At 53.3% G+C, this 21,974-nt stretch carries 17 protein-coding genes; 8 read left to right on the forward strand and 9 right to left on the reverse strand.

Features of this window, described 5'->3' with window-relative positions; all coding sequences use genetic code 11:
- Positions 1–414: 414 nt before the first annotated feature.
- The 5 genes from trmH to gmk form a co-directional block, all read right to left on the reverse strand.
- The gene (trmH, locus tag SAMA_RS01415) at positions 415–1,140 is read right to left on the reverse strand and encodes a tRNA (guanosine(18)-2'-O)-methyltransferase TrmH (protein ID WP_011758383.1); all 726 of its coding nucleotides are present in this window, start codon (positions 1,138–1,140) and stop codon (positions 415–417) included.
- A 68-nt stretch (positions 1,141–1,208) separates the two neighbouring features.
- The gene (locus SAMA_RS01420) at positions 1,209–1,592 is read right to left on the reverse strand and encodes a RidA family protein (protein WP_011758384.1); all 384 of its coding nucleotides are present in this window, start codon (positions 1,590–1,592) and stop codon (positions 1,209–1,211) included.
- A gap of 25 nt (positions 1,593–1,617) precedes the next feature.
- A complete protein-coding gene (spoT, locus tag SAMA_RS01425; protein ID WP_011758385.1) occupies positions 1,618–3,717 on the reverse strand; it encodes a bifunctional GTP diphosphokinase/guanosine-3',5'-bis pyrophosphate 3'-pyrophosphohydrolase in 2,100 nt (699 codons plus the stop codon).
- Positions 3,718–3,741: 24 nt separating this feature from the next.
- On the reverse strand, positions 3,742–4,020 hold the full coding sequence (gene rpoZ, locus SAMA_RS01430) for a DNA-directed RNA polymerase subunit omega (RefSeq protein WP_011758386.1): 279 nt from the start codon (positions 4,018–4,020) through the stop codon (positions 3,742–3,744).
- A 77-nt stretch (positions 4,021–4,097) separates the two neighbouring features.
- Positions 4,098–4,721 (reverse strand): guanylate kinase, encoded by a 624-nt coding sequence (gmk, locus tag SAMA_RS01435; protein WP_011758387.1) that lies wholly within the window; start codon positions 4,719–4,721, stop codon positions 4,098–4,100.
- 187 nt (positions 4,722–4,908) lie between these two features.
- On the opposite strand from gmk, the gene SAMA_RS01440 reads away from it, so the two are divergent.
- From SAMA_RS01440 to SAMA_RS01460, 5 genes are all read left to right on the forward strand, one after another.
- Positions 4,909–6,393 (forward strand): hypothetical protein, encoded by a 1,485-nt coding sequence (locus SAMA_RS01440; protein WP_011758388.1) that lies wholly within the window; start codon positions 4,909–4,911, stop codon positions 6,391–6,393.
- Between the two features lie 85 nt (positions 6,394–6,478).
- Complete coding sequence (locus SAMA_RS01445) at positions 6,479–7,345, forward strand: NTP transferase domain-containing protein (RefSeq protein ID WP_011758389.1); 867 nt, start codon at positions 6,479–6,481, stop codon at positions 7,343–7,345.
- The gene (locus SAMA_RS01450; protein ID WP_011758390.1) at positions 7,338–8,402 is read left to right on the forward strand and encodes a phosphotransferase enzyme family protein; all 1,065 of its coding nucleotides are present in this window, start codon (positions 7,338–7,340) and stop codon (positions 8,400–8,402) included. Before SAMA_RS01445 ends, SAMA_RS01450 begins: the two co-directional genes overlap by 8 nt.
- An 82-nt stretch (positions 8,403–8,484) precedes the next feature.
- Positions 8,485–9,252, forward strand: coding sequence for a prolipoprotein diacylglyceryl transferase (gene lgt, locus SAMA_RS01455; RefSeq protein WP_011758391.1), 768 nt, complete (start codon positions 8,485–8,487; stop codon positions 9,250–9,252).
- Positions 9,253–9,392: 140 nt separating this feature from the next.
- Entirely contained in the window at positions 9,393–10,811 is a 1,419-nt protein-coding gene (locus SAMA_RS01460; RefSeq protein WP_049757741.1) for an MFS transporter, read from the forward strand.
- A 72-nt stretch (positions 10,812–10,883) separates the two neighbouring features.
- Here the strand turns inward: SAMA_RS01460 and SAMA_RS01465 are convergent, their stop codons facing one another.
- The 3 genes from SAMA_RS01465 to SAMA_RS01475 all read right to left on the reverse strand — a co-directional run bounded on the left by SAMA_RS01465 (position 10,884) and on the right by SAMA_RS01475 (position 15,048).
- Positions 10,884–13,235 carry a hypothetical protein gene (locus SAMA_RS01465; protein WP_011758393.1) on the reverse strand — a complete coding sequence of 784 codons (2,352 nt, stop codon included), beginning with the start codon at positions 13,233–13,235 and terminating at the stop codon, positions 10,884–10,886.
- Positions 13,236–13,432: 197 nt separating this feature from the next.
- Entirely contained in the window at positions 13,433–14,116 is a 684-nt protein-coding gene (locus tag SAMA_RS01470; protein WP_232280508.1) for a sulfotransferase, read from the reverse strand.
- Positions 14,117–14,124: 8 nt separating this feature from the next.
- The gene (locus tag SAMA_RS01475; RefSeq protein ID WP_011758395.1) at positions 14,125–15,048 is read right to left on the reverse strand and encodes a LysR family transcriptional regulator; all 924 of its coding nucleotides are present in this window, start codon (positions 15,046–15,048) and stop codon (positions 14,125–14,127) included.
- Between the two features lie 316 nt (positions 15,049–15,364).
- On the opposite strand from SAMA_RS01475, the gene SAMA_RS01480 reads away from it, so the two are divergent.
- Complete coding sequence (locus tag SAMA_RS01480) at positions 15,365–15,868, forward strand: lactoylglutathione lyase family protein (RefSeq protein ID WP_011758396.1); 504 nt, start codon at positions 15,365–15,367, stop codon at positions 15,866–15,868.
- Positions 15,869–16,468: 600 nt separating this feature from the next.
- Here the strand turns inward: SAMA_RS01480 and SAMA_RS01490 are convergent.
- Positions 16,469–16,678, reverse strand: coding sequence for a hypothetical protein (locus SAMA_RS01490; protein ID WP_041409632.1), 210 nt, complete (start codon positions 16,676–16,678; stop codon positions 16,469–16,471).
- 870 nt (positions 16,679–17,548) lie between these two features.
- Between SAMA_RS01490 and SAMA_RS19040 the strand changes: the two genes are divergently transcribed.
- Complete coding sequence (locus SAMA_RS19040) at positions 17,549–20,458, forward strand: sigma-70 family RNA polymerase sigma factor (RefSeq protein ID WP_011758397.1); 2,910 nt, start codon at positions 17,549–17,551, stop codon at positions 20,456–20,458.
- Positions 20,459–20,520: 62 nt separating this feature from the next.
- Positions 20,521–21,972, forward strand: a complete 1,452-nt coding sequence (locus tag SAMA_RS01500; RefSeq protein ID WP_011758398.1) for an ATP-binding protein — start codon at positions 20,521–20,523, stop codon at positions 21,970–21,972.
- Positions 21,973–21,974 lie beyond the last annotated feature (2 nt).

Raw genomic sequence — 21,974 nt, forward strand, 5'->3', positions numbered from 1 at the left:
CGCTACTTCCATCTTGTTTGTTATCTTTATCGGCGTTAAATCGGTGTTAAACGCGCGTTTAACTTCCAGTATGTCTATTTTTCTCCAGCCTCGCAAATGGTTTCACGCTGCCCGGATGTGGGGACAGAGAGTGCTGCCGCCTTCGCGAATCACTAAATGAGCATGCCTTTAAAATCATTCTGTTAGCATGATGAAAGTGTTGCGTTAACTCAAGAGACAGCGGTTGCCTCTTTCGCCTTACGTCAACCTTTGTCTGGCGTAAGGCGAGTTAATGAAGACTGACCGGCCGGTGAATCATCAAGCCCAGAGGCCGCTGGCCAGAAGCCCACAGGCTGCGGCCATCACCACACAAAAACGCGGACAACAGCCTGATTCTCCCGGATTATAGGCGCTTCAGCCTGATGCAAAGCTGAATTACATGCGGCGCTGGCGGCCGCGTTCGGGACGCGGGGAGTCGGGGTCGGCTTCGCGCATCTTTTGCCACCAATCGGGCGGCGCGATGATTTGGCCGGTTTCATCAATAGCGGGGTAGACCAGTCCCTTGCGACGACAGGCCTTGGCATAGATGGGATGGCCTTGCTCGAACAGCAGCTTCTGACAATAGTCTTCGGGAAGTTTTCGGTTGCCATACATGCCTGTAGCCCGGCGCTGGCGCTCGGCCTCAAACAGTACCAGGGCACCGGCCACTGACACATTCAACGATTGCACCATGCCCACCATGGGAATAATCACTTCGGCATCGGCAAGGCGCACGGCTTCATCACTGACACCGTTTTTCTCGTGCCCGAGTACGATGGCGGTGGGTTTAGTGTAATCAATCTCGCGAAAGTCTTTGGCATTGGGGGAGAAATTGGTCACCACCACCTGCATACCATCTGCTTTGAGGGCGGTGATGGCATCGGTCACCGTTTGATGGCGCAGGGTTTTAACCCATTGCTGGCTGCCCGAGGCGGTATTGCCGGATACCCGCATGGCGCTTTCTGGCCACACCGCATGCAGCTGGTGGACACCCACGGCATCGGCACTGCGCAGCACTGCTGCAATGTTGTTGGTCTTGTGGACCTGGTCGAGTAAGACGGTCAGATCCGGTTGACGGTTGTCCAGCATCTCATTGATGCGGGCAAAGCGTTCCGGGCTCATGGAATCATTCCTGTGTAAATCGTGAAAAAACAAAAGGGCGCCGAGGCGCCCTGAAGATGTGGAAGCAATTACAGCTCCATCACCCCATCCATTTCTACCTGTGAGCCACGTGGCAGCTCTTTTACGCCGATGGCGGCGCGGGCAGGGTAGGGCTCGTTGAAATAACGGCCCATGATCTCATTCACCTTGGCGAAGTTCGACAGGTCAGTGAGGAAGATATTCAGCTTGGCGATGTCGGCAAAGCTGCCGCCGGCGGCTTCACATACGGCCTTGAGGTTTTCAAATACCTGCACTGTTTGGGCTTCAAAGTCGTCGCCGACCAGGGTCATGGTGGCGGGATCCAGAGGGATCTGACCAGACAGATACACGGTAGAGCCGACCTTTACGGCCTGGGAATAGGTACCGATAGCCGCAGGAGCCTTGTCGGTGGCGATAATGGTTTTTTCAGCCATAGGGTTCTCTCTTATAGGAAAATGACTAACGATTGCGGGAGGTTCTCAGCACCTCGGGCAGAACCCGGATACGGCGCATCACGTTGGCAAGGTGAATACGATCCCGCACAGAAATCCGCAGGTTAATCAAATACACCCTACCATCACGCTCTTCGGTGCTGAGGTTATGAATGTTGGACCCTTCGCTGGCGATAATGGAAGTGATCTTGGCCAGCGCACCCTGATGGTTAACGATTTCTACCCTCAGGTTGGCCTGGTATTCCACGCCGTCAACCTTATCCCAATGCACAGGGATGTACTTGTCAGGCTCGCCCTGATAGCCGCGAATGTTGGCACAGTTTTCCATGTGTACCACCAGACCCTTGCCGGGGCTCACGTGGGCAATTACCGCATCGCCCGGGATGGGGTGGCAGCACTTGGCGAAGGACACCAGCATGCCTTCGGCGCCGCGGATTGGCATCAGATGGGTTTCGCTTTGCTTTTCTGGCACGGCGCCACCGGTCAGACGCTGGGCGATGACTATGCTCATGGCATTGCCCAAACCTATGTCGGCCAGCAGGCTGTTCAAATCCTTGTGCTTGGTTTCCTGAATAACTTTATCGAGCAGCTCCGGCGCCACGCTGTCGAGTTTGTTTTCACCCAGGGCGTGGTTAAGCAAGCGGCGGCCCAGTGCAATGGCTTCATCCTGCTTGAGGTTTTTCAGTACCTGACGAATTTTGGCGCGCGCCTTTCCTGTCACCACAAAGTTGAGCCAGGCGGCATTGGGCTTGGCGCCTTTTGCCGTAATAATTTCAACGGTTTGGCCAGAGATTAGTGGTTGGCTGAGCGGATATGCCTGGCGGTTTACCCGGGCACCCACGCAGGTATTACCCACGTCTGTGTGAACCTCGTAGGCAAAGTCCACCGCGGTGGCACCCACCGGCAGCTCGAGGATGCGGCCTTCGGGGGTAAACACATAAATTTCGTCGGGGAAGAGCTCGGTTTTAACGTTTTCCACAAACTCGAAGGAGGAGCTGGCGCTTTGCTGAAGTTCCAGCAGGCTCTGCATCCATTTGCGGGCCCTCACCTGAGTGGTGGTGCTGCCGTTTTCGTTACCGTTTTTGTATACCCAGTGGGCCGCAACCCCTTTGTCGGCCATTTGATCCATGTCATCGGTACGGATTTGAATTTCCACCGGTACACCGTGGGGACCAAACAGAGACGTGTGCAGCGACTGATAGCCGTTGGCCTTGGGAATGGCAATATAGTCTTTGAAGCGACCGGGACGCGGCTTGTACAGGCCATGCATGGCCCCCAGCACCCGATAGCAGGTATCGATGGAATCTACTATGACCCGGAAGGCATAGATATCCATGACTTCCTGAAACTGTAACTCTTTACCGCGCATCTTGTTGTAGATGGAGTAAAGGTTTTTCTCCCGGCCTTTGACCTTGGCATGAATACCTGCATCTTCCAGTCGTGCCTGGATGCCGGTTTTAATGTTTTGAATAAGCTCTTTGCGGTTACCGCGGGCAGCCTTGACCACTTCTTTGAGCACCCGGTAGCGCATGGGGTAATACGCCTGAAAGCCCAAATCCTCCAGCTCTGTCTTGATATTGTGAATACCGAGGCGGTTGGCAATGGGGGCGTAAATTTCCAGGGTTTCCCGGGCGATGCGGCGGCGTTTGTCCGGACGCAAAGCGCCGAGTGTGCGCATGTTATGGGTGCGGTCAGCCAGCTTGATGAGGATAACCCGGATATCCTGGGTCATGGCCATCATCATCTTGCGGAAGTTTTCCGCCTGGGCTTCTTTTTTATCGCGGAATTTGAGCTTATCGAGCTTCGACACCCCTTCAACCAGATCGGCCACCGCATCGCCAAACAGCTCTGCGAGATCTTCCTTGGTGACGTGGGTATCTTCAATGGTGTCGTGCAGCAGGGCTGCCATCAGCGTCTCGTGGTCGAGGCGCATGTCGGACAGAATCTTGGCTACAGCAACCGGGTGGGTGATGTAAGGTTCGCCGCTGGTGCGCATCTGCCCTTCATGGGCATCGCGGGCGACCTGATAAGCCTGTTTGAGTAATGCCACTTGGCCGCTGTCGAGGTAAGCGGAAGCCGATTCCTTTAAACCTTCAAACAGATACAAGTGGCATACCTCCGGGGGCTTGGATTAGAGAGAACGACCTTCTGCAATCGCGGCAACGGCAGCGATTTCAGCCGCTTCGCGCTCGCGCACGCTCTGACGCTCATCGGCGTCCAGAGTGCCGGCGTTAACCAGGCCTTTTTCGATTTCGCGCAGGGCGATAACCGTTGGTTTGTCGTTCTGCTCTTCCACCATGGGGTCTTTGCCCTGAACGGCGATTTGACGGGCACGACGCGCCGCAACCAGGATCATGTCAAAACGGTTGCCGATTTGCTTAACGGCGTCTTCTACAGTTACGCGAGCCATGTAGTGGAACTCCCAAATTTAGCCGGTAAATGCACCGGTCCAGTAAAAAAATGACGCAAAAGTGTACACTAAGGCAGTCAGTCTGCCAACAGACCCTTAAGCATATCACCGTGGGTGCGGGCTTGACCAGCGCAGGTTAAGCGCCCCGCACGGATGATAGCCTGCAAATCGGCCAGGGCCTCATCAAAGTTATCGTTAACGATAACATACTCATATTCAGTGTAATGGGACATTTCAGACACGGCCTGTGCCATGCGTGAAGCAATCACTTCATCACTGTCCTGGCCGCGGCCAATAAGGCGGCGCTCCAGCTCTTCACGGCTCGGTGGCAGAATAAAAATCCCCATGGCCTCTGGCATGAGTTTTTTCACCTGCTGGGCGCCTTGCCAGTCGATATCCAAAAACACATCGATGCCGCGCTCCAGAGTTGCCTGCACCGTAAGGCGTGAGGTGCCATAAAAGTTGCCAAAGACTTCGGCCCACTCAAAAAAAGCATCCTGCGCGATCAGCGCTTTAAATTCATCCACGCTGACAAAGTGATAATGCACGCCGTTTTCTTCGCCCGGACGCGGTTTGCGGGTAGTGTGAGACACAGAAACCTGCTTGTCGGCGGGTTTATCTTTCAGCAGGGCTGATATCAGCGAAGACTTTCCGGCACCGCTGGGGGCCGATACGATAAAAAGATTTCCACGAGTGCTCATCAGTTGGCTTTTCCGCTCTGGCTGGTCGCCGGGCCCGGATGTTGGCCCGTCAAAATACAAGAATAAGCCGACTATTATATTCCCGCTGCTGCCTTCTGCGCCAGCCACACAGGACAGACGCTGACATTTCACTGAAAATTGGCTAGTCTGCCCAAGATTATATGGCCATGTTTTCTGAGGTGATGCTTTGCAGCCAGGCAGTTTGTTTACCACGGTGGGTTGTGACAATGGTCGCCGTACCGGCGCCATTGGCTTGGTGACCTACACCCTTCCCGGGATTCTGGTGTTGCTGTTTGGTAGCGGCCATTGGTTGTGGCTGCCCGGAATGCTGCTTGCAGCGCTGTTTGGCCTGTCGCTGATGCGTCGCTGCCGCGACGCCCACAGGCCCCGTGGCTATCTGGTGGCGGCTTTGGTGCCTTTGCCTCTCTGGCTGTTAGTGCTGAGTATGGCGGGTAATGCCGCCCTGGGACTGATTTTGTTTGCCCTGGGGCTTGGTATCACCCTCTTGGTCAGCGTCTTGCCATCACGCCCCGTGAAAGATTATGTCGATGGGTATTGGTCGGCAGACATGCCCGCGCCCGAACCTCTGACCCCGAGGCGTGAGCCGACTCTCGGTGGTGAAGCGCCCGATGACGCCTTTGATTCAGCCTGGGATGATTCCGACGAAGAAGAAACCGAGGCGCTCGGCCCATGGCACACCGCCAGCTCTGCAGACCATGACACCGCCAGGGCTCACGGCCAACCAATAAAGCCGCAGCCACATGCGCGGTTTCGGCAAGACACTGTTCAGGATTATTCCGCCACTGAGCAGGACAAGACCGCTGCGTTGGCCGTGTTTGGCATGTCAGCAACCCGTGAGCAACACCTTGTCATCGAAGCCAATCACGGCATCAATGTCGCCAGCAGGCACTCCCATGACGAGCCGGACCAGACAATCGATGCGCGCCACTCCCGGGATGCAGACCCTCACCATCAGGATACCCCCATCTGGCAGCAATTTACCCAGCGCAGGGCTGTCACCGGCATGGGGGATGACGATATCGCCGACGATACGCCTCCTTCGGGCAATGAAACCTATGACTCCGAGCCAGAACCCCGGCCGCTGAGAAGTTGGAGCGATGCCTTCAATGGCGATGGTTCGCTCGAGGTGCTGATGGAGGCCATCTACCTGCACCTTAAAAATTGGTGGCGCTTCTATTTATCCGGCGCGGCGGCTGTGCTGTTTGGGGTGGCGGTTGTCGCCATGGGTATGCGTTTGAGCAGTGCCCCCGAGGAGATAGGCAGCAGTGCAACCGGCAGCCAAGGCGACGCTTTGCAGGCCTCCACCCGACTCGAGTCCGGCCTGGAGCTGGCATTGGATAACGAGGCCCTCATTCTCAGCTGGCATGCCAACAGCCGCAGTAACGGCATTATCTGGTCACTCGCTACGGCAGAAGGCGAGCGCCACTGTGCCAGTCTGCTGTTTAACAACGGCAACCGATATCGCCCAATGCAGGTGGCCGATGAGCAAGGAATGCGCCGTGCGCGCTTTTCACCGCTGGATACCCAGTCTATTGTGCGGGACCTGGCCCTTCGGGGGAACGTGCAGCTCTGTGGTCAGGGTTTCAGTCTCAAAGGCAGTCAGGCGGCCATTGAAGGGCATCAGGACTTCGCGGTGTTCCTGGCCCCCTGATATTCTGCTGGCGCCCGTAAAAGGCCATGCATTACACTTCCGGGCCTATTGTGATGTTCGCAGTTTTTTGGGGATTTAAGAGGTAATGGTGCAACTGACATTGGTGATACTTGCCGCAGGGCTTGGTAGCCGTTTTGGCGGTGATAAGCAGCTGGCCCGGCTTGGCCCCAGGGGCGAAACCATGTTGGAGTTGTCCATTCAAAGCGCCGTGAAGGCTGGCTTCACCCGTGCCGTACTGGTGATACGCCCGGAGCTGGAGTCACAGCTTGCGGCGCAGTTGACCTCTCAGGTACCCACCGACTTTGAGATCCAGTTTTGTATTCAGGCCGCTGATGACCTGCCACTGCCCAAAGGGGAGGTCGCTGCGTTGCTTGAGTCGCGCACCAAACCCTGGGGCACAGCCCACGCCCTTTACTGCGCCCGGCATCAACTCACGGGCCCTTTTGCGGTGATCACCGCCGATGATTTCTATGGCGATAACGCTTTTGCCTGCATGGCCGAAGGCCTTAAGCGTGGCGGCTGGCTGATGGTGGCGTACCCTTTGGAGGCCACCTTGTCGGAACACGGCGGGGTAAACCGGGGGATATGTCAGGTAACCGATGGCTACCTCACCCGCGTAGAGGAATACAAAGAGATAGTTGCCATTCAGGGTGGCCTAGAAGGGCGCTTTAAGGGCCAGCTCAGGCCTCTGGCGCCCGACGTGCCGGTATCCATGACTCTGTGGGGATTTGATGACAGCGTTGTCAGTTGGTTGAGGGACGCGTTAATATCCTTTCTTTTGGCATCGCCATCGCCTGGGGAGGAATGTTATCTTCCCGATGTTGTGCAAGCCGGTATCGACCAGGGACTCAAGGTTCGGGTAGAAACCGCCCAGGGGGAATGGCTCGGGGTTACCTACGCAGATGATGTGCCCCGGGTAAGATCAAGATTGATGGAGTTATTGAGTGATTGAAGTTATCCGGCAGCGGGTTCTGCCTCACTATGGATTGGAAGGCAATGCTGCAAAGGTTTCACCCCTGGGCAATGGGCACATCAATGATACGTTTTTGGTGACCTGGGATGAGGGCAGCATGGTGCTGCAGCGTCTCAATACCAGCGTGTTTCAGGCCCCCTGGACCCTGGTGGAAAACGCCGAGCTTATCAGCCGCCACCTGGGCGAGAAAGAAGGGAAAGACTACGAGCTGAAAGTGGTCAGCCCCAAAACTACCGCCGAAGGCGATTTGGGCATTGATCTGGGTGAGGCTGGTTTCTGGCGTGCCATTCGTTATCTCAAGCATTCCAACAGCATAGATGTGGTTGGCAGCGAAGCTCAGGCAGAGCAGGCGGCCCGTGCCTTTGGGCATTTTGCCCGCGCCCTGTGCGATTTCGATGCCACCCGGATTGGCGATGTGATCCCCAAGTTTCACTTCCTTCCGGGCCGCCTGGCGGCGTTGGAGCAGGCGGCGGCCGACAACAAGGCGGGTCGCCTTGATACTTGTCGTGAGTGGGTCGACTTTGCCCTCTGCCAGCGCGGCTTACTGGACGAACTGGCAGCACTTGAGCCAAAACTGCCGCTGCGAGTTTGTCATAACGACACCAAAATCAATAACATGCTTTTTGATAAGCGTGACGACTCTGCCATGGCCATCATCGACCTGGATACCTGCATGAAGGGCCATCTGATGTATGACTTTGGCGACATGGTACGCACCTTCACGTCACCCGAAGCGGAAGACAGCACGGCGCTGGACAAGGTGCGGGTGCGGCCGGAGATCTTTGCCGCCATTTGTCGCGGTTATCTGGCTGAGCTGGGGGATGTACTGGAAGCGGCAGAGCGTGAAAGCCTGTGGCTGGGTGCCCGCATTATGTGCCTGATGATTGGCGTCCGTTTTTTAACGGATTATCTGAACGGCGACCTCTATTTTCATGTGCACCGCGAGGGTCATAACCTCGACCGCGCAGCCAATCAGTTCACCCTGTATCAAAGCTTACTGACTCAGGCAGACCGTCTTAAACCCTGCATTTTTTGAGTGACAGCACCGCCCATTTGCTAACACAAAGGGCGGTGTTTTCCTGTCTGGATAGCGGACTTATCACAAGAGAGCCAAGCCTATGACCTGGAATATCGACCCCATACTGTTTCAATTTGGCGGCATCAGTCTGCACTGGTACGGGCTGCTGTTTGCCTGTGGTATCTGGGGCGGTGCAGCCCTGCTCAAGCAGATGCTGAAAGAATCCGGGCAAAACGCAGGCCTGGTGGATGAGCTCTTTTTCCCGGTGTTTATTGGCATCATAGTGGGTGCCCGACTGATGCACTGCCTGGCCTATGAGCCCGACTTCTATCTCGCCCATCCCATGGAAATTCTCTATATCTGGAAGGGCGGCCTCGCCAGCCACGGCGGCGGTCTGGGTGCCATTTTGGGTGTGCTCTGGGTCGCCAGACGCAACAAGCTTAGCCTGATGTACTTGCTGGATTATCTGGCGCTGCCGACACTGGTGTTTGCCGTGTGTGTACGTCTGGCCAACCTGATGAATTCTGAGATTTACGGCAAGGTAACCGACGGCCCCTGGGGGGTGATTTTTGCCCGGGTCGACATGCTGCCAAGACATCCGGCGCAGCTGTATGAGGCCATAGGCTATCTGCTGCTGGGGCTGCTGCTGTGGCAACTGCGCCGCAGTATGCTGGCTATGCAAGGGCGTTTGTTTGGCGCATTTCTGATAGGTGTGTTCGTTATCCGCATGCTGGTGGAATGGGTTAAACCCGAGCAGGCAAGCTACATTCCCTCGCTGCCCTTAACCGTTGGTCAGCTGCTCAGTGTGCCCTTTATTCTGGTGGGTATCTGGTTGTGGCTGCGCTCCCGTGCTGCGAAGAGCCGCTGAAAATCAGCCTGAAATAGACCGCCAGTGACCCAGGGCGGCGGGCGTTAAAGTGGTTTTTCCTGATTGGCCAATTGCTCTTGCCGATGCAGTTGGCCATAATTTCCGCATTCTTATCGTCCAATCGAGCCTGCGTTGAGCCCATGTCTTTGCCCATTCCTGCCGAAGAGACTTCATCTAACGACGGACGCCGCACAGCCCGTTGTCGCTGGCTCAGAGACACCTTAAAGCGCTCGCAGCAGGAGGCCGTCGCCTCATCGGCCATGACGGCCACATCAGATAACTTCTTTAACGCCTTCGCCATCTTTATGGGGGCGACGCTTGGGCAAATGGCCTGGGTCAGTGGCCTGCCTCAGTTATTTGGTGCTCTGTCTCAGCTGTTGTCGGTGTGGCTTGCCAGCCACTTTGCCCGCAAGGGATTTATCGCGTTTTGTGCGGCGCTGCAGGCGCTGGTGGTGCTGTCCATGGGGGCGCTGGCGGCGTTTCGGCCCGAACATGGGGTGTGGCTTTTTATTGCCCTTGCGGCGCTTTATCACGGGTTTATTAATCTTATCCAACCCCACTGGCGTGCCTGGATGGGTGCTGTGGTGCCACCAAGGCGCAGGGGCGCATTCTTTGCCGCCCGCACCCGGCTGACCATGGGGGCATCGCTCACGGTGTTTTTCCTGGGGGGCGGTATTCTGAGCCTCTGTGACAGTGCCGGTATGGCCTGGCTGGGGTTCAGTCTGCTGTTTTCCATCGCCGCCATGGGGCGCTGGGTGTCGGCCTGGCTTTTGTGGCAAATGCACGACCCTGAACCCAGGACAGTGCGCACTCCGGGAGTGTTTGTGCGCACCCTGAAGAATTTTCGCGAAGCCTGGAAAGACGCCACATTTCGCCAATACAGCCTGTTCGTGGCCGGTATGCAGGCCATGGTGGCCATCTCGGCCCCTTTCTTTGCGGTGTACATGTTGGAAGGGCTGCACTTCAGCTATCTGGAGTTTGTGCTCGCCAGCGTGGCCTCCGTCATAACCCAATTTGTGACCTTAAGATTTTGGGGGCGTTTCAGCGATCTCTATGGTAACCGGCTGGTGATGCTGATTACCTCAAGCCTTATCCCCAGCCTGCCGCTGCTGTGGCTGTTTTCAGATAACTATGGGTACATCTTGGCGATTCAGGCTTTTTCCGGTTTTGCCTGGAGTGGCTTTACCCTGAGCACGGCCAATTACCTGTACGACATCCGCCCGTTTCGCTCCGACTTTGCCACCTACGCCGCGGTGCAGTCGGCGTTGAGTGCGGCGTTGGTGTTTGTGGGCGCCATGGTGGGCGGCTTTATTGCCAGCCATGCAGCGGATTTCCTGAGTTTCACCGGCTGGGAGCTGGCCAGCCCCATCTTTGTGGTGTTTTTGGTGTCTACTTTCTTGCGCACTTTGGTGACGCTCTGGTTTATCCCCCGGGCGGTTGAACCCAAAGTGCGCCCAAGACCTGACTTGCTGAGGCTGGTGTTTCGCATCCGTGGCTTTAACGCCATCAGCGGTGTGGCGCTGGACTTCCTCACCGTGGTTAAACGTCGCAAAGACTGATGGCCGGAAGATGAAAAACGCCCGGCGTTCACCGGGCGTTGTTGAGTGGTGTTGCACAGTCGGGTGTTCAGCCTATTGGGCCAGTCTCAGCCATTTGTCGCTCCAGACCTCGCCGACACTGCCATCCATGGGAGCCCAGTCGCTTTCTTCATTGAAGCCCTTGATGGAGACATAGTCGCCATACTTACCGATAAGACTGAGGTAAGCACGCAATCCAACCCCACCATTGCCATCGCCGGCTTCAACCACTATCTCGCCGAAGCCGTTAATGCTCCAGTTGAAGTTTGTCGTTTCGGCTGGGCTGACCATATAGTCGGTGAAGTAGCCACCGTTTGCGTTAAAAACGATCAGGGTTTCGAGGCTGCCCTCGGCGTCAAACTCTTTGAACTGGTAACCTGCCAACATCTCGGCAGTAAATGCCATGGCGCCTGCCTCACCACGGCAGCTGCTTACCAACTCGCGGTATTGTGTCAGTGATTTGAGGGTGTCGCTGACGGGCCCGCCACTGTTGTCATCCCATTGGGTATTGCCATTTTCGCAGACAAAATCCGCCGGAGGTAAACCACCGTTGAAGAGCGTCAGGTCAAGTTTGGTGAGAATGTCGTTCTTCGCGGTCAGATTGAAAATCACTTCATCATCGTCGCCGGTGCCGGCGGGAATAAATTCGCCCCGACGTACTGCGCCCTGATGGACTGCCAGCAGTAATTCGCCGTCATCCTCATGTTCGCCAAAGTCCTTCACATCGTCAGGCAGCGCCATCAGGATTAAGGTTTGTCCCGATTGCGTTATTTGACGCCACTCGCCGGTTGTAAAGAGCATCGACATCCGCTGGGACTCGCCGGTGCTGTTCTGGCCCCAATACACCTTGTGATACTTTGCCATGCCGCCTTCAATCAACTCGGCAAGAATTTGCATGTCGCCATGCCACGCGATAAAGGGGCCAACCAGATTAGCGAGGGTACCGTCTGATGCGGTGGCCGAGATAAGGGCACTTAAGCTGGTGGCAGGGCCTTCGCTGCCGCCGGCCATCCGTGACCAGACGCTGTTGCAATACCCCCCCACCATATCGCCTTCGTTGCAGCCGTCCCAGTAGTAAAGCCGGTACTGATCGCTGGCCGTTTTGGCTTTAATGGCAAAGGCCTTGGCGCCTTCACTGAAACTGACATCGGCAGGCATCACCTTATGCCAGGGCCAGGTGTTGTCCTGCTTAGCCAGCAGTACCCTGATATTCAGACCGCTGAGGGCATACTCTTTGGCGCTTATGGTCTCAGCAAGTTGGGGAAAGTCAGGGTGGCTCAGGGTGATGGTGCCGTCATCATTGAGCGCTGTGATCACAACCTCTTCTGTGGTGGCTTGCCAACCCGTATCGGTCAAAATGAAGTCGTCGGTGCCGAACTCGTTACTGCCTTGGGCCACAAACGCACCGTTTACCAACTCGTAATGTACCTCTACGGTCTTTTGGTTGCTGATGTCGTATTTTACATGGCCGTATTCGAGCCATAACTCGTCGGAATCGTAGTCACCTTCAAACCAGAAAATGCCGTCGCCACTGACCTCAGTAACCAGATTGGCTGTCGCAGCGCTGGCTTCGGCATGGAGTACTGCAATTTGCTCTTCAAGATTGTCATCAGACACGGACGTCTCGTTCTCGACTTCCTCGGACCCGGCAATGGCGTCGGGATCGAAATCACCCCCGGCGTCTCTGGCTGCCTCGACCTGGGCCACTATGGTGTCCAGGGCATTTACCACAGTGTCCACAATCAAAGAAATCAGATCGTCCGCCGAAATGCCCCCCGCATCGGCCGCCGCCTGTATTTGAGCCAGGTTGTTGGCTATCACTCTGGCGGTGACCTGCGCGACCTGATGCAGTTGCAGGTACTCTGCCTTTTGCTCGTCGCTGAGGCTGTCGTCATTCTGTGCCGCCACATAATCCTGTGTCAGGGCTAGGGTGGTGCCAAGCAATGCCTTGATGGCTGCCTCGGCATCTTCTTCACTGCTGCCCTGTTCCACTTCGCCCTGCACCATGGTGGTCAGCGGGCTGACAAACTCATATCCGGCAGGGGCGCTGAGGGTATAGCCTTTGGTGATGGCCTCACCCGTGTCTTCATCGACCGTCCCTACAGTAACTTCCACAACCAGAGGATAGGTATCCAGCTGCTGTTGAGTTGCATCTGTGATGGAGAAGTTACCGCCTGCGCCTGTGGTTGCGCTGGGTTCTCCATCATCACATACCTTGTTTTCGTTCAGATCCACACACACTCTGGCACCGACCAGATAACCATCGGCGACCTTACCATCCAGGGTTATGGTGGCGGGTGGGGGAGGAGGCGTAGGGGGAATAGGTGAGTCATTGTTGTCGCTGCCGCCGCAAGCGGTCAGTACCGAGCCTAGGGTGGCGGCAATCAGTAGTTTGTTGAGTTCCATATGTTTGCTCCGCTGATGTTCGCTGTCTTTCCGTTTTATAAAAGCGTGTGCCTGGTGGCACTCATCCGGCTTCGCTGGCCTGCCCGGGGAGCTTGTCTCCCTCGGAGTGATAGAGATGTTGAGAGCATTAGAAAGTGTAGAACTTACACCGAAAGTAGTAGATAAAATCAGTGACGACTGAGCAGCTAAAGTGCAAATCAACCTTTACGGTTGACGGCATAGTCGAAAAAGGCGCGTCGCTGAGGGCCCGACAGCTCGGCGGGGATTTTGTTGGGGTGTTTGAACTCATCAAAACCGGCCACCCGGCCCGCCTGATTCAGGTGCGGAAAAGGGGCGTCTTCGGCGACGTCGGCAAGACCTAAAAATCGGTGCAGCGCCGCCAGAGCCCCCGAGGCTGAGGGGTCAAGGCAAAGCAAGTCGTCGCGGCCACAGAAATAATCATCTACCCCTTGCCTGTGGCGGGTAAAACATTGCTCCAGGTGCGCGGGGCTCATCATATCCACTGTGCCTGCCAGAGCCTTATTCAGCTTAAATACTTCATTAAAACTGCGCCGCAGCTGCGGGTGAAAACCACCTTTGGCGTTAGGGTCGAGCTTTGGCAACATGCGCTCGAGCAGCCTTTGCATCGACGGCAACCAGCTGTCGATTGTGCGGTCAAGATAAACAAACTTACTGCCGGGGTAGAGTTTGTCCAGTTTTTGGTAGTCACTGAACACAGGGGCGTCGGCTATGGCATCGGCGGCCTCAAAGCTCGCCTTGGTAAAGGCCATGTGCGCCACCTTAAGTGGTGCCAGCCCCGCCCTTGGCGCTGCCTCAAGCAGGGCCACACACACACTGGTGGTGCCGGTTCGGGGCAGGCTGATAATAAAAGTCTTGTTCACAGGCAGGCTCATTGGGGGCTGTCAGTTGTGCTTGTCAGCACGGATTGGATCAGGCTGCGAATAGTATCAAATCGGGCGGGCAGTTGCCGCTGGCGTTTATGGATGAGATACAGTGGCTCGAATACCCGCTCCAGCCCAACACACACCCTGAGTTTGTCCCGCTCGCTGAATTGCTCGACCACCGACAGTGGCAGCACGGTAAAGCCCAGTCCCATGGATACAGGCAACAGGATTTGCCCCAACTGATTAATGTAACTGCTGATGGGAAAGTCTTCGGCGAAGGCATTTTGGTAGCCGGGGCTGCCACTGTGGGCAAAAAACAGCGACAGATAATGGGCGGCATCCGGGTGGCTTATCAGCCCAAGGACTTTGAGTTCGTTTATTGAAGGGAGACTGGCGTCATCTGTGGTGGCTTCGCTGCTTGCCGGTAACACCAAACACAGCGCCTGGGTGCCTATGTCAGTGTCACTGAACAGCCCCCTCGGCGGCGGCGCCGTGATAATGCCAAGGTCCTTATCGCCTTGCTGCACCTCGTTGATGATGCGGGCATTGGGCGCGGCCTCCATATGCACCTTAAGCCCCGGATGCGCTGCTTGCAGCGCCAACAGCTTGGGGTAGAGCAGCTGCGCCAGCGAGCCGGAGCAGGCGAGACGACAGCTGCCGCTGAAAGGATTGTCCTCATCCAGGCTATCCAGCAGCGCCGCCTCGGCCCGGGCCTGAGAGAGCGCATACTGATACAGTCGCTCGCCCGCTTCGGTCAATTCGATGCCACTGCGGCTGCGGATAAGCAGCTGGTGGCCACAGGCCTGCTCCAGCTTATTCAGGTGTTGGCTTACCCCGGGCTGGGTCATAAACAGCTTGCTTGCCGTTTGGGTAAAGTGGCCGGTTTCCACCAGGGTGATAAAGGTTTTTAGCCAGAGGGGATTGAGCATGGGCCTGTGGACTCCTGATTACTGACACTGTGCCGAGCGGCCTGTCTGCATAGTTGCCTATCTGCATAGTGGCAAACCCGCGTTGCTATCTGTTCGCGTCGGTACCGGGGCAGGTCAATCAAGCAGTATCGGTACCTGACATTTTGCATCACAAAAAATTATCAAAATAAGAATATATGATAATTTTTCATTCGGATATCGACGGCGTAATCTTTCTCGCATCGGGCAAGGCCCCTGCGTCAGCGCAACGGACCAAGAGTGCGCAAGCAAGACCAGGCGAGCTCAGCCCTTCATTGCAAAGCATACGAGGTTAGCCATGAACACATATCCACGCAGTTTTTCTCACATCGGTATTTCTGTGCCCGATCTTGAGGCCGCAGTGAAGTTTTACACCGAGGTACTCGGTTGGTATCTCATCATGCCGCCCACCGAGATTGTGGAAGACGACTCCGCCATCGGCGAAATGTGTACCGATGTGTTTGGTGCTGGCTGGGAGCGTTTTCGCATCGCCCACCTGTCCACCGGTGACCGTATCGGGGTTGAGCTGTTCGAGTTTAAAAACCAAGAGAACCCGGAAGACAACTTCGAATACTGGAAAACCGGTATCTTCCATTTCTGCGTGCAGGACCCGGATGTGGAAGGCCTGGCCGAGAAAATCGTTGCCGCCGGTGGTAAAAAGCGCATGAAGGCCCCGCGCTACTATTACCCGGGTGAAAAGCCTTACCGCATGATTTATATGGAAGATCCCTTTGGAAATATCCTTGAGATTTACAGCCACAGTTATGAGCTGCACTATTCGAGTGGTGCTTATACCGGCTAAGCGTTTTCAGGCTGCCGCCTTTGGTTGATTTGATTCAGCCGTTACCATTGAGCCCCCAGTTTTCTGGTCCCAGAGCCGAGACTGCGGGCTTTTTTGTGTCTGCTCAAACGTGCAGTTGTTGTATCGCAGCGATTGCCGCGATGGCGTCACTTTCGGCTTCGTTGGTTGACCAGGCTAAGCCTTCGTCCCAAATGTCACTTTCACAAACGCCATCGTTCCCGATGCCAGCGCATTTGACTATCGACCAGATGAGTCCCACTCGGTAGCTGTCCCTGTGGGACTGGCCGCTTGCAGCGGCCGGAAAGTCGTGGGTCTTCAACCCACACCCGAGGAAAGGGGGCCGTTTCGGCTGGCCCCCTTGTCCAATCCCCCAGCGACCCGCTACGAAGCGGACAACTCTTTCGGGCTTATGCTGAAAATTGGCTAACGCGCCAGACGCTCTTCCCTGATTCGACTGGCGCTGCATCGGCATCCTTGCCTCGCTACGCCATTTGCAGCAACACCCTCAGCCGCTTCAAGCGGGATTTGTGTACGGTGTCATCTGTGAGTGAAGTGTTATGGCTACTACTCTTTATAGCCAAGCCTGGACGATGGGCTTTTTTACATCTCACTGCGCTGTATAGATGTCATGGCCTTTATAGCGGCGGATTCTGCCTCTTCAGTCGTCCAGGCTAAGCCGTCGTCCCAAATGCCAGCGTCTTTGACTATGGACCAGATGAATCCCCCACAATACCTGTCCGGATTAGGTTCTATGTAGATGCGCGAATCGCCCTGCGCGATGTCATTTTCAAGAACGATTTCAATTTCCACGGCAGCCCCTGTTTGTTCTCAAACGTTGGTTGATGAGTTCAGGGTATGGGGAGTGAGGAAGAAAAGCCACGGACTATGAGTCACATTGGGTCTCTGGTGTCATATAAAGTTGTGCCTGTGGCATGGGGGACTGTTGTCGCTTGCAAAGCGACTGAAAATCGAAGGCTTCCAGCCTTCACCCGGGCAAGAGGGAATCAGCAGCAATTCCCTCTTGCATCTCCCTTGCCGCCCCGACGAAGCCGAAATCCCCTCGGTCTCTTGGACGAAATTGGCTAACGCTTCAGACGCTCATCCCTGATTCGACTGAAGCTGGCTCGGCGTCCTGCCTCGCACACGCCATTTCGTCCAACGCCCTTCGGCGGCTTCGATGGGGAATAAGCGTGTCGTCCGACAGTGAGATGAACAGTTTCATCTCGCTAGCGTTTCTCGCAAATAACTGTCGGGAACAGTTATTAACAGCAACAGCTGGCCCGGATGGTGACTTGCAGGGATCAAGGTATAAGGCCTCTGGCTGCCACGCGGAGAATTTAGGTGCGGAGCTATCTGCGAGTGAAGTGTTTAGCAATGGCTGTCTCGACTCTTCTCACTGACTCTTATACGTGTCCTGACTTTTCTATTAAAACTCGATACTGCAATTTGTGTTAAATTGTACGCTTTTCCACAAAAAGTCTTTACTCATACTTTTGGATGATTGCAGGCTTTTTTGAACTTAGGTGAAATGTTTTAATTTTGCTGTGGTAACCAGACTATGTGAGATTTGTTGGGGCCTCCATGGTTGTCCGGAGTTTATCTTTGGCTAAGTTATCTTCAGGGCTTTATGTATAAATATGCCTTATGTACTACCAAGGATGAGGTACAGAGAAGTAAAAAATGAGAGTATTAAATAAAGGCTCAAAAGGGAGTTTCAGTCGGCTGCTTAAACTGGCTGTAATGACTGGTGTTGAAAGTGCAGTGAAAGCACAGCTGGATAACATCAGTGCTTTGAATGCACAGGATCAAAATGGCGCTACTCTTCTCATTCTTGCCGTACAAAAAGGACACGAAAATATCTGTCGCTTGCTTCTTCAAGAAGGAGCGGATCCGGAGATAGAGGACAAGACTGGGAAAAAGGCTAAAAATTATGCCGAAGAGAATGGTGATGACAGAATTGTCCACTTGCTGAATGAACGATCATTTTTCGTACCGGCCTTAAGGTCTCAAAATGAATATCATACAAAGGATGAAAGGCTCAGCAAACCGGTTGCCTGTCCCGGTGAAATTTATAAGGCTGATAAGAGTGAGTCTGATTCTGAGATAAATATTGTTACTAATGTTGGTGATGCTAAAAACGATATTGTGGTTACTTGCCTTAGAAGCGAAATCGTGGGGACTAGCTTAACTGAACCAGCCGGCTCATCTGAAGAAAGCGTTCCTTCATCCGCAATACTTCCGGTAGCCGTTAATGCTGCCAAGCCCCCCGTCCTAAATGTTGAGCAAAGCAAAATCTTTGGGTCAGTTGAGAATATAAGTGCGGATGGCAAAAATGAGGGCTCGACATGGGAACTCGATGGGAGTTGTCCAGCGTTATCTGCTTTGGATGACGCTCAGACAGAAAAGTTAGAACTCACAATGCCTCTGCCATTAGGGAAAAAAATTGCCGAGCGAGAAAAAAGCTTGCAGACTGTTATACAGGCCCAATCTAAAGTTGATGATTTACCTTGTTTGATCCTTAGCCAGCAGCAACTGAAAAACGATAAAGAAGAGCTGTATGGATGGGAACTTGCCTGCGAAGATATGCCTCCCGAGGAAAACCTTGAAAGTAAGGTTCAAGCTTCTGCAATACAGTTACAAATCACCAGTCACATCCCGATCGATTCTGGGGAAGGTTGGTCGGACATAGCTATAGATCTACCTGAGTTTTTGGATCATCCAGATCTAGAACTTTTCAGGAAAAAGTGGGTTTTTGAGGGGTTCAGTAAACTTTTCGAGTCATGCGCCCACGTAGGTACTTTGTCGGAAACCTTTCTGAACGACTATGTGGCTGAACTGTACACAGACCAAATATTAAAGAGTTCCCATGCATATCAAGTATCTAGGCCGACGGATTTTTCTAAAGTCCTGCAGAATGATGCTTTTTATGAGCAGTTATACACCCAACTGGCAGAGAAGGTTTTTTATATCCGTCAAGTGCTGGAAGTGCATGGCTGCGTGATCGACGATCATACGTTTGAAGGGGAGTCTCTTGCTGATAGCGTCTATGAAGACCATGATGCAGCCTCCATTGATGATGCGATGCTGCTACTTGATGATCTTCTTTATGCCAGAGATGAGCCCATGGGCTACTACTTCGCAAGTCTTCCCGGTAAAGAACTGTTGACCAGGGAGCAGGAAGTGGATAACGGCATGCGCAGAGAAGCAGCCAGATTAGCCATTATGGAGGCATTGTCTGAAGTGCCTTTTATTTGCGAGCTTTTGGCACATCTCTGCCAAGAAGCTCTCAGAGAACATAATCCTGAACAGTCACTTCAAAAAGTTGTTGCTGAGCTGAACACCCTCCCAAGTGAGGATTTCGTCGAGATAAAGAGGGCTGTCTCCTTGTTTATGGATGAACAAGAAGATGGCGATGAACCCGATGATTTTGTTGATACATATCCCTATGAGGCAATTGTTGGAGCCCTTAAAACTTTCCTCAATGTATCTGGTGAGTCCGAACACCCGGGAGTACAGGATACGTTCAGGAGCATTGTCCTCACCGAGGATGCCCTGAATATATTGATTAAAGCGTTGTACGAGTCAATTGATAAGGTTAGCGACATAAAAACAGAACTGGTCAATCTTTACACCCGCGAAATCAAGCTTCCACGTAAGACAGCAGAGAGTGTTGCAGAGCAAAAAATGGGTCGAGAACTGATATCTCAACTTAAAACAGAATATCCTCTTTGCGAAGACAAACTTGAACGGCATGCCGGTGCAATTAATCGTTTGCAGGCTCAGATGCAGAATATTAACCAAAAGACAGGTATTGATTTATATAGTCTTCAGGATATCGGTTCCAAGATAAAAAAATTGCAGCGAGATATAAGTGCTGCTAGGGATGAGATGATTACCTTCAACCTAAGATTGGTGCTTTCGGTTGCCAATAAATACCTAGGTAGGGGACTTGAACTTGCAGATCTGGTGCAGGAAGGAAACATTGGTTTGATGAAGGCTGTTGAAAAATTTGACCACAGGAAAGGTTTTAAATTCTCAACCTATGCCACTTGGTGGATACGGCAGGCTATTACAAGGGCTATTGCTGATCAAGCACGAATTATACGCATACCTGTTCATGTCAATGAGAGCCTCAATAAGCTGATATCTGCAAGCAAAGTATTGACTCACAAGTTTGGAAGGGGGCCAAAGATATCTGAATTGTCATTGATACTCAGCATGCCTGAAACCAAAGTAGAAAACTTGAAACAGATTTTAGTCATGGAGCCCGTAGCTGAGGCCGATCACAACACGAACGGTTATGTAGATTGGGCTGCAATGTCTCCTGAAGAAGAAATTATTGATGATGATCGAGACACTAATATAAAAGATCTGCTGAAGGGGCTGACAGATAAAGAGAAAAAGGTGCTGGAACTTCGTTTTGGAATTAATGCTGCTACTGAGCTCACTCTAGAAGAAGTCGGCCAGCAGTTTGATGTTACTCGTGAACGCATCAGGCAGATTGAAGCGAAAAGTTTGAAGAAGCTCGCTCATACATCTCGTTCAAGCCACCTTGCAATATTTTTTGGAAAAGAACCGGTGGCAGATTAAATGGCCCTGCTAGGAGAGCAACGGAGTTGATTAGAAGACACGCGCCACCAAAGGCTAGTGCAATGATCGAAGCATTGCGTGGTCTTGGCTATACGACAGCATCTGCGTTAGCGGACATTATTGACAACAGTATTGCAGCTAAAGCCAGTCGCGTTGATCTCAATTTTACTTGGCAGAACGAGAAGAGTCGTATTGAGATACTGGATAATGGTAGCGGAATGGATGCACAAGGTCTCGATACGGCAATGAGGCTAGGTGAGCTGAACCCTCTTGATGAACGTGATGAGTCAGATCTTGGTCGTTTTGGTATGGGGCTGAAGACTGCTTCCTTTTCTCAATGTCGCAGCCTGACAGTTGCCACAATGCAGAATAATCAGTTTAACTGCTTGCGTTGGGATCTTGATGTACTGGTTGAAAGCTCCGGTGATGGCTGGTTTATGCTGGAAGGGGCGTCAGAGACAGGGCTGCCCTTAGTTGAATCCTTCAAAAAAATCGGTCATGGAACACTGGTTCTTTGGGAGAAGTTAGATCGCATTCTAACAGATGGTTTTACTTCAAATGATTTTCTGGATTTGATTGATCAGGTTGAACGACATCTGGCGATGGTTTTTCATCGATATCTTGAAGACCAAAGTCAGCGCTTTGAAATTTACATAAATGACAACAAGGTAAAACCTTGGGATCCGTTTATGACTGGCCATCCGGCTAAATCTTGGAATTCACCGCTAGCATCACAGTTGACTCTGGGGGGAAGCGTCAACGTGGAATGCCATGTTTTACCTCACAAAGATAGGTTAACAGATAAAGAGTTTGAGGCAGCTGCTGGACCTGATGGCTGGACTGCTCAACAAGGATTTTATGTTTATAGAAACAGAAGAATGTTATTGGCGGGCAGCTGGCTCGGCCTTGGCAAAGCCCGATCTTGGACTAAAGAAGAAGCCCATAGACTTGCGCGTATTCGGCTGGATATCCCCAATACAGTAGATTCAGACTGGAAAATCGATATTCGCAAGGCAACTGCGCGTCCTCCGGTAAAAATGAGAAAGTGGTTAATGCACTTGGCTGAAGATACAAGAGCTAGAGCTAGGAAAACTTTTGCGTCAAGAGGTCGGTCTGCAAGAACTGGAAACGGCGAGACAGTGGTTCAGGCATGGCGTGCTGACCAAACATCAACAGGTTTACGTTACAAAGTGGATGATTCGCACCCTGCAATTAGAGCCGTGTTGGATGACGCTGGTTCTCTGTTACCGCAGATTAAAGCCATGCTGAGGATACTGGAAGAAACCATTCCAGTTCAAAGGATATGGCTGGATACAGCAGAAAATAAAGAAACACCACGTACCAATTTCGATGGCGAAGCTCCGTCAGAGGTGATTGAGGTCTTGACCATCATGTATCAAAACCTCACAAGCAAAAAAGGCTTCAGTGCTGAAGAGGCAAAAAGAAAACTTCTTCAGACAGAACCGTTTCATGACTACCCTCAGTTGGTTGCATCCCTGACAGACTCGACCTGATT

The sequence above is a fragment of the Shewanella amazonensis SB2B genome, from assembly GCF_000015245.1.
GTDB classification, from domain to species: Bacteria; Pseudomonadota; Gammaproteobacteria; order Enterobacterales; family Shewanellaceae; genus Shewanella; species Shewanella amazonensis.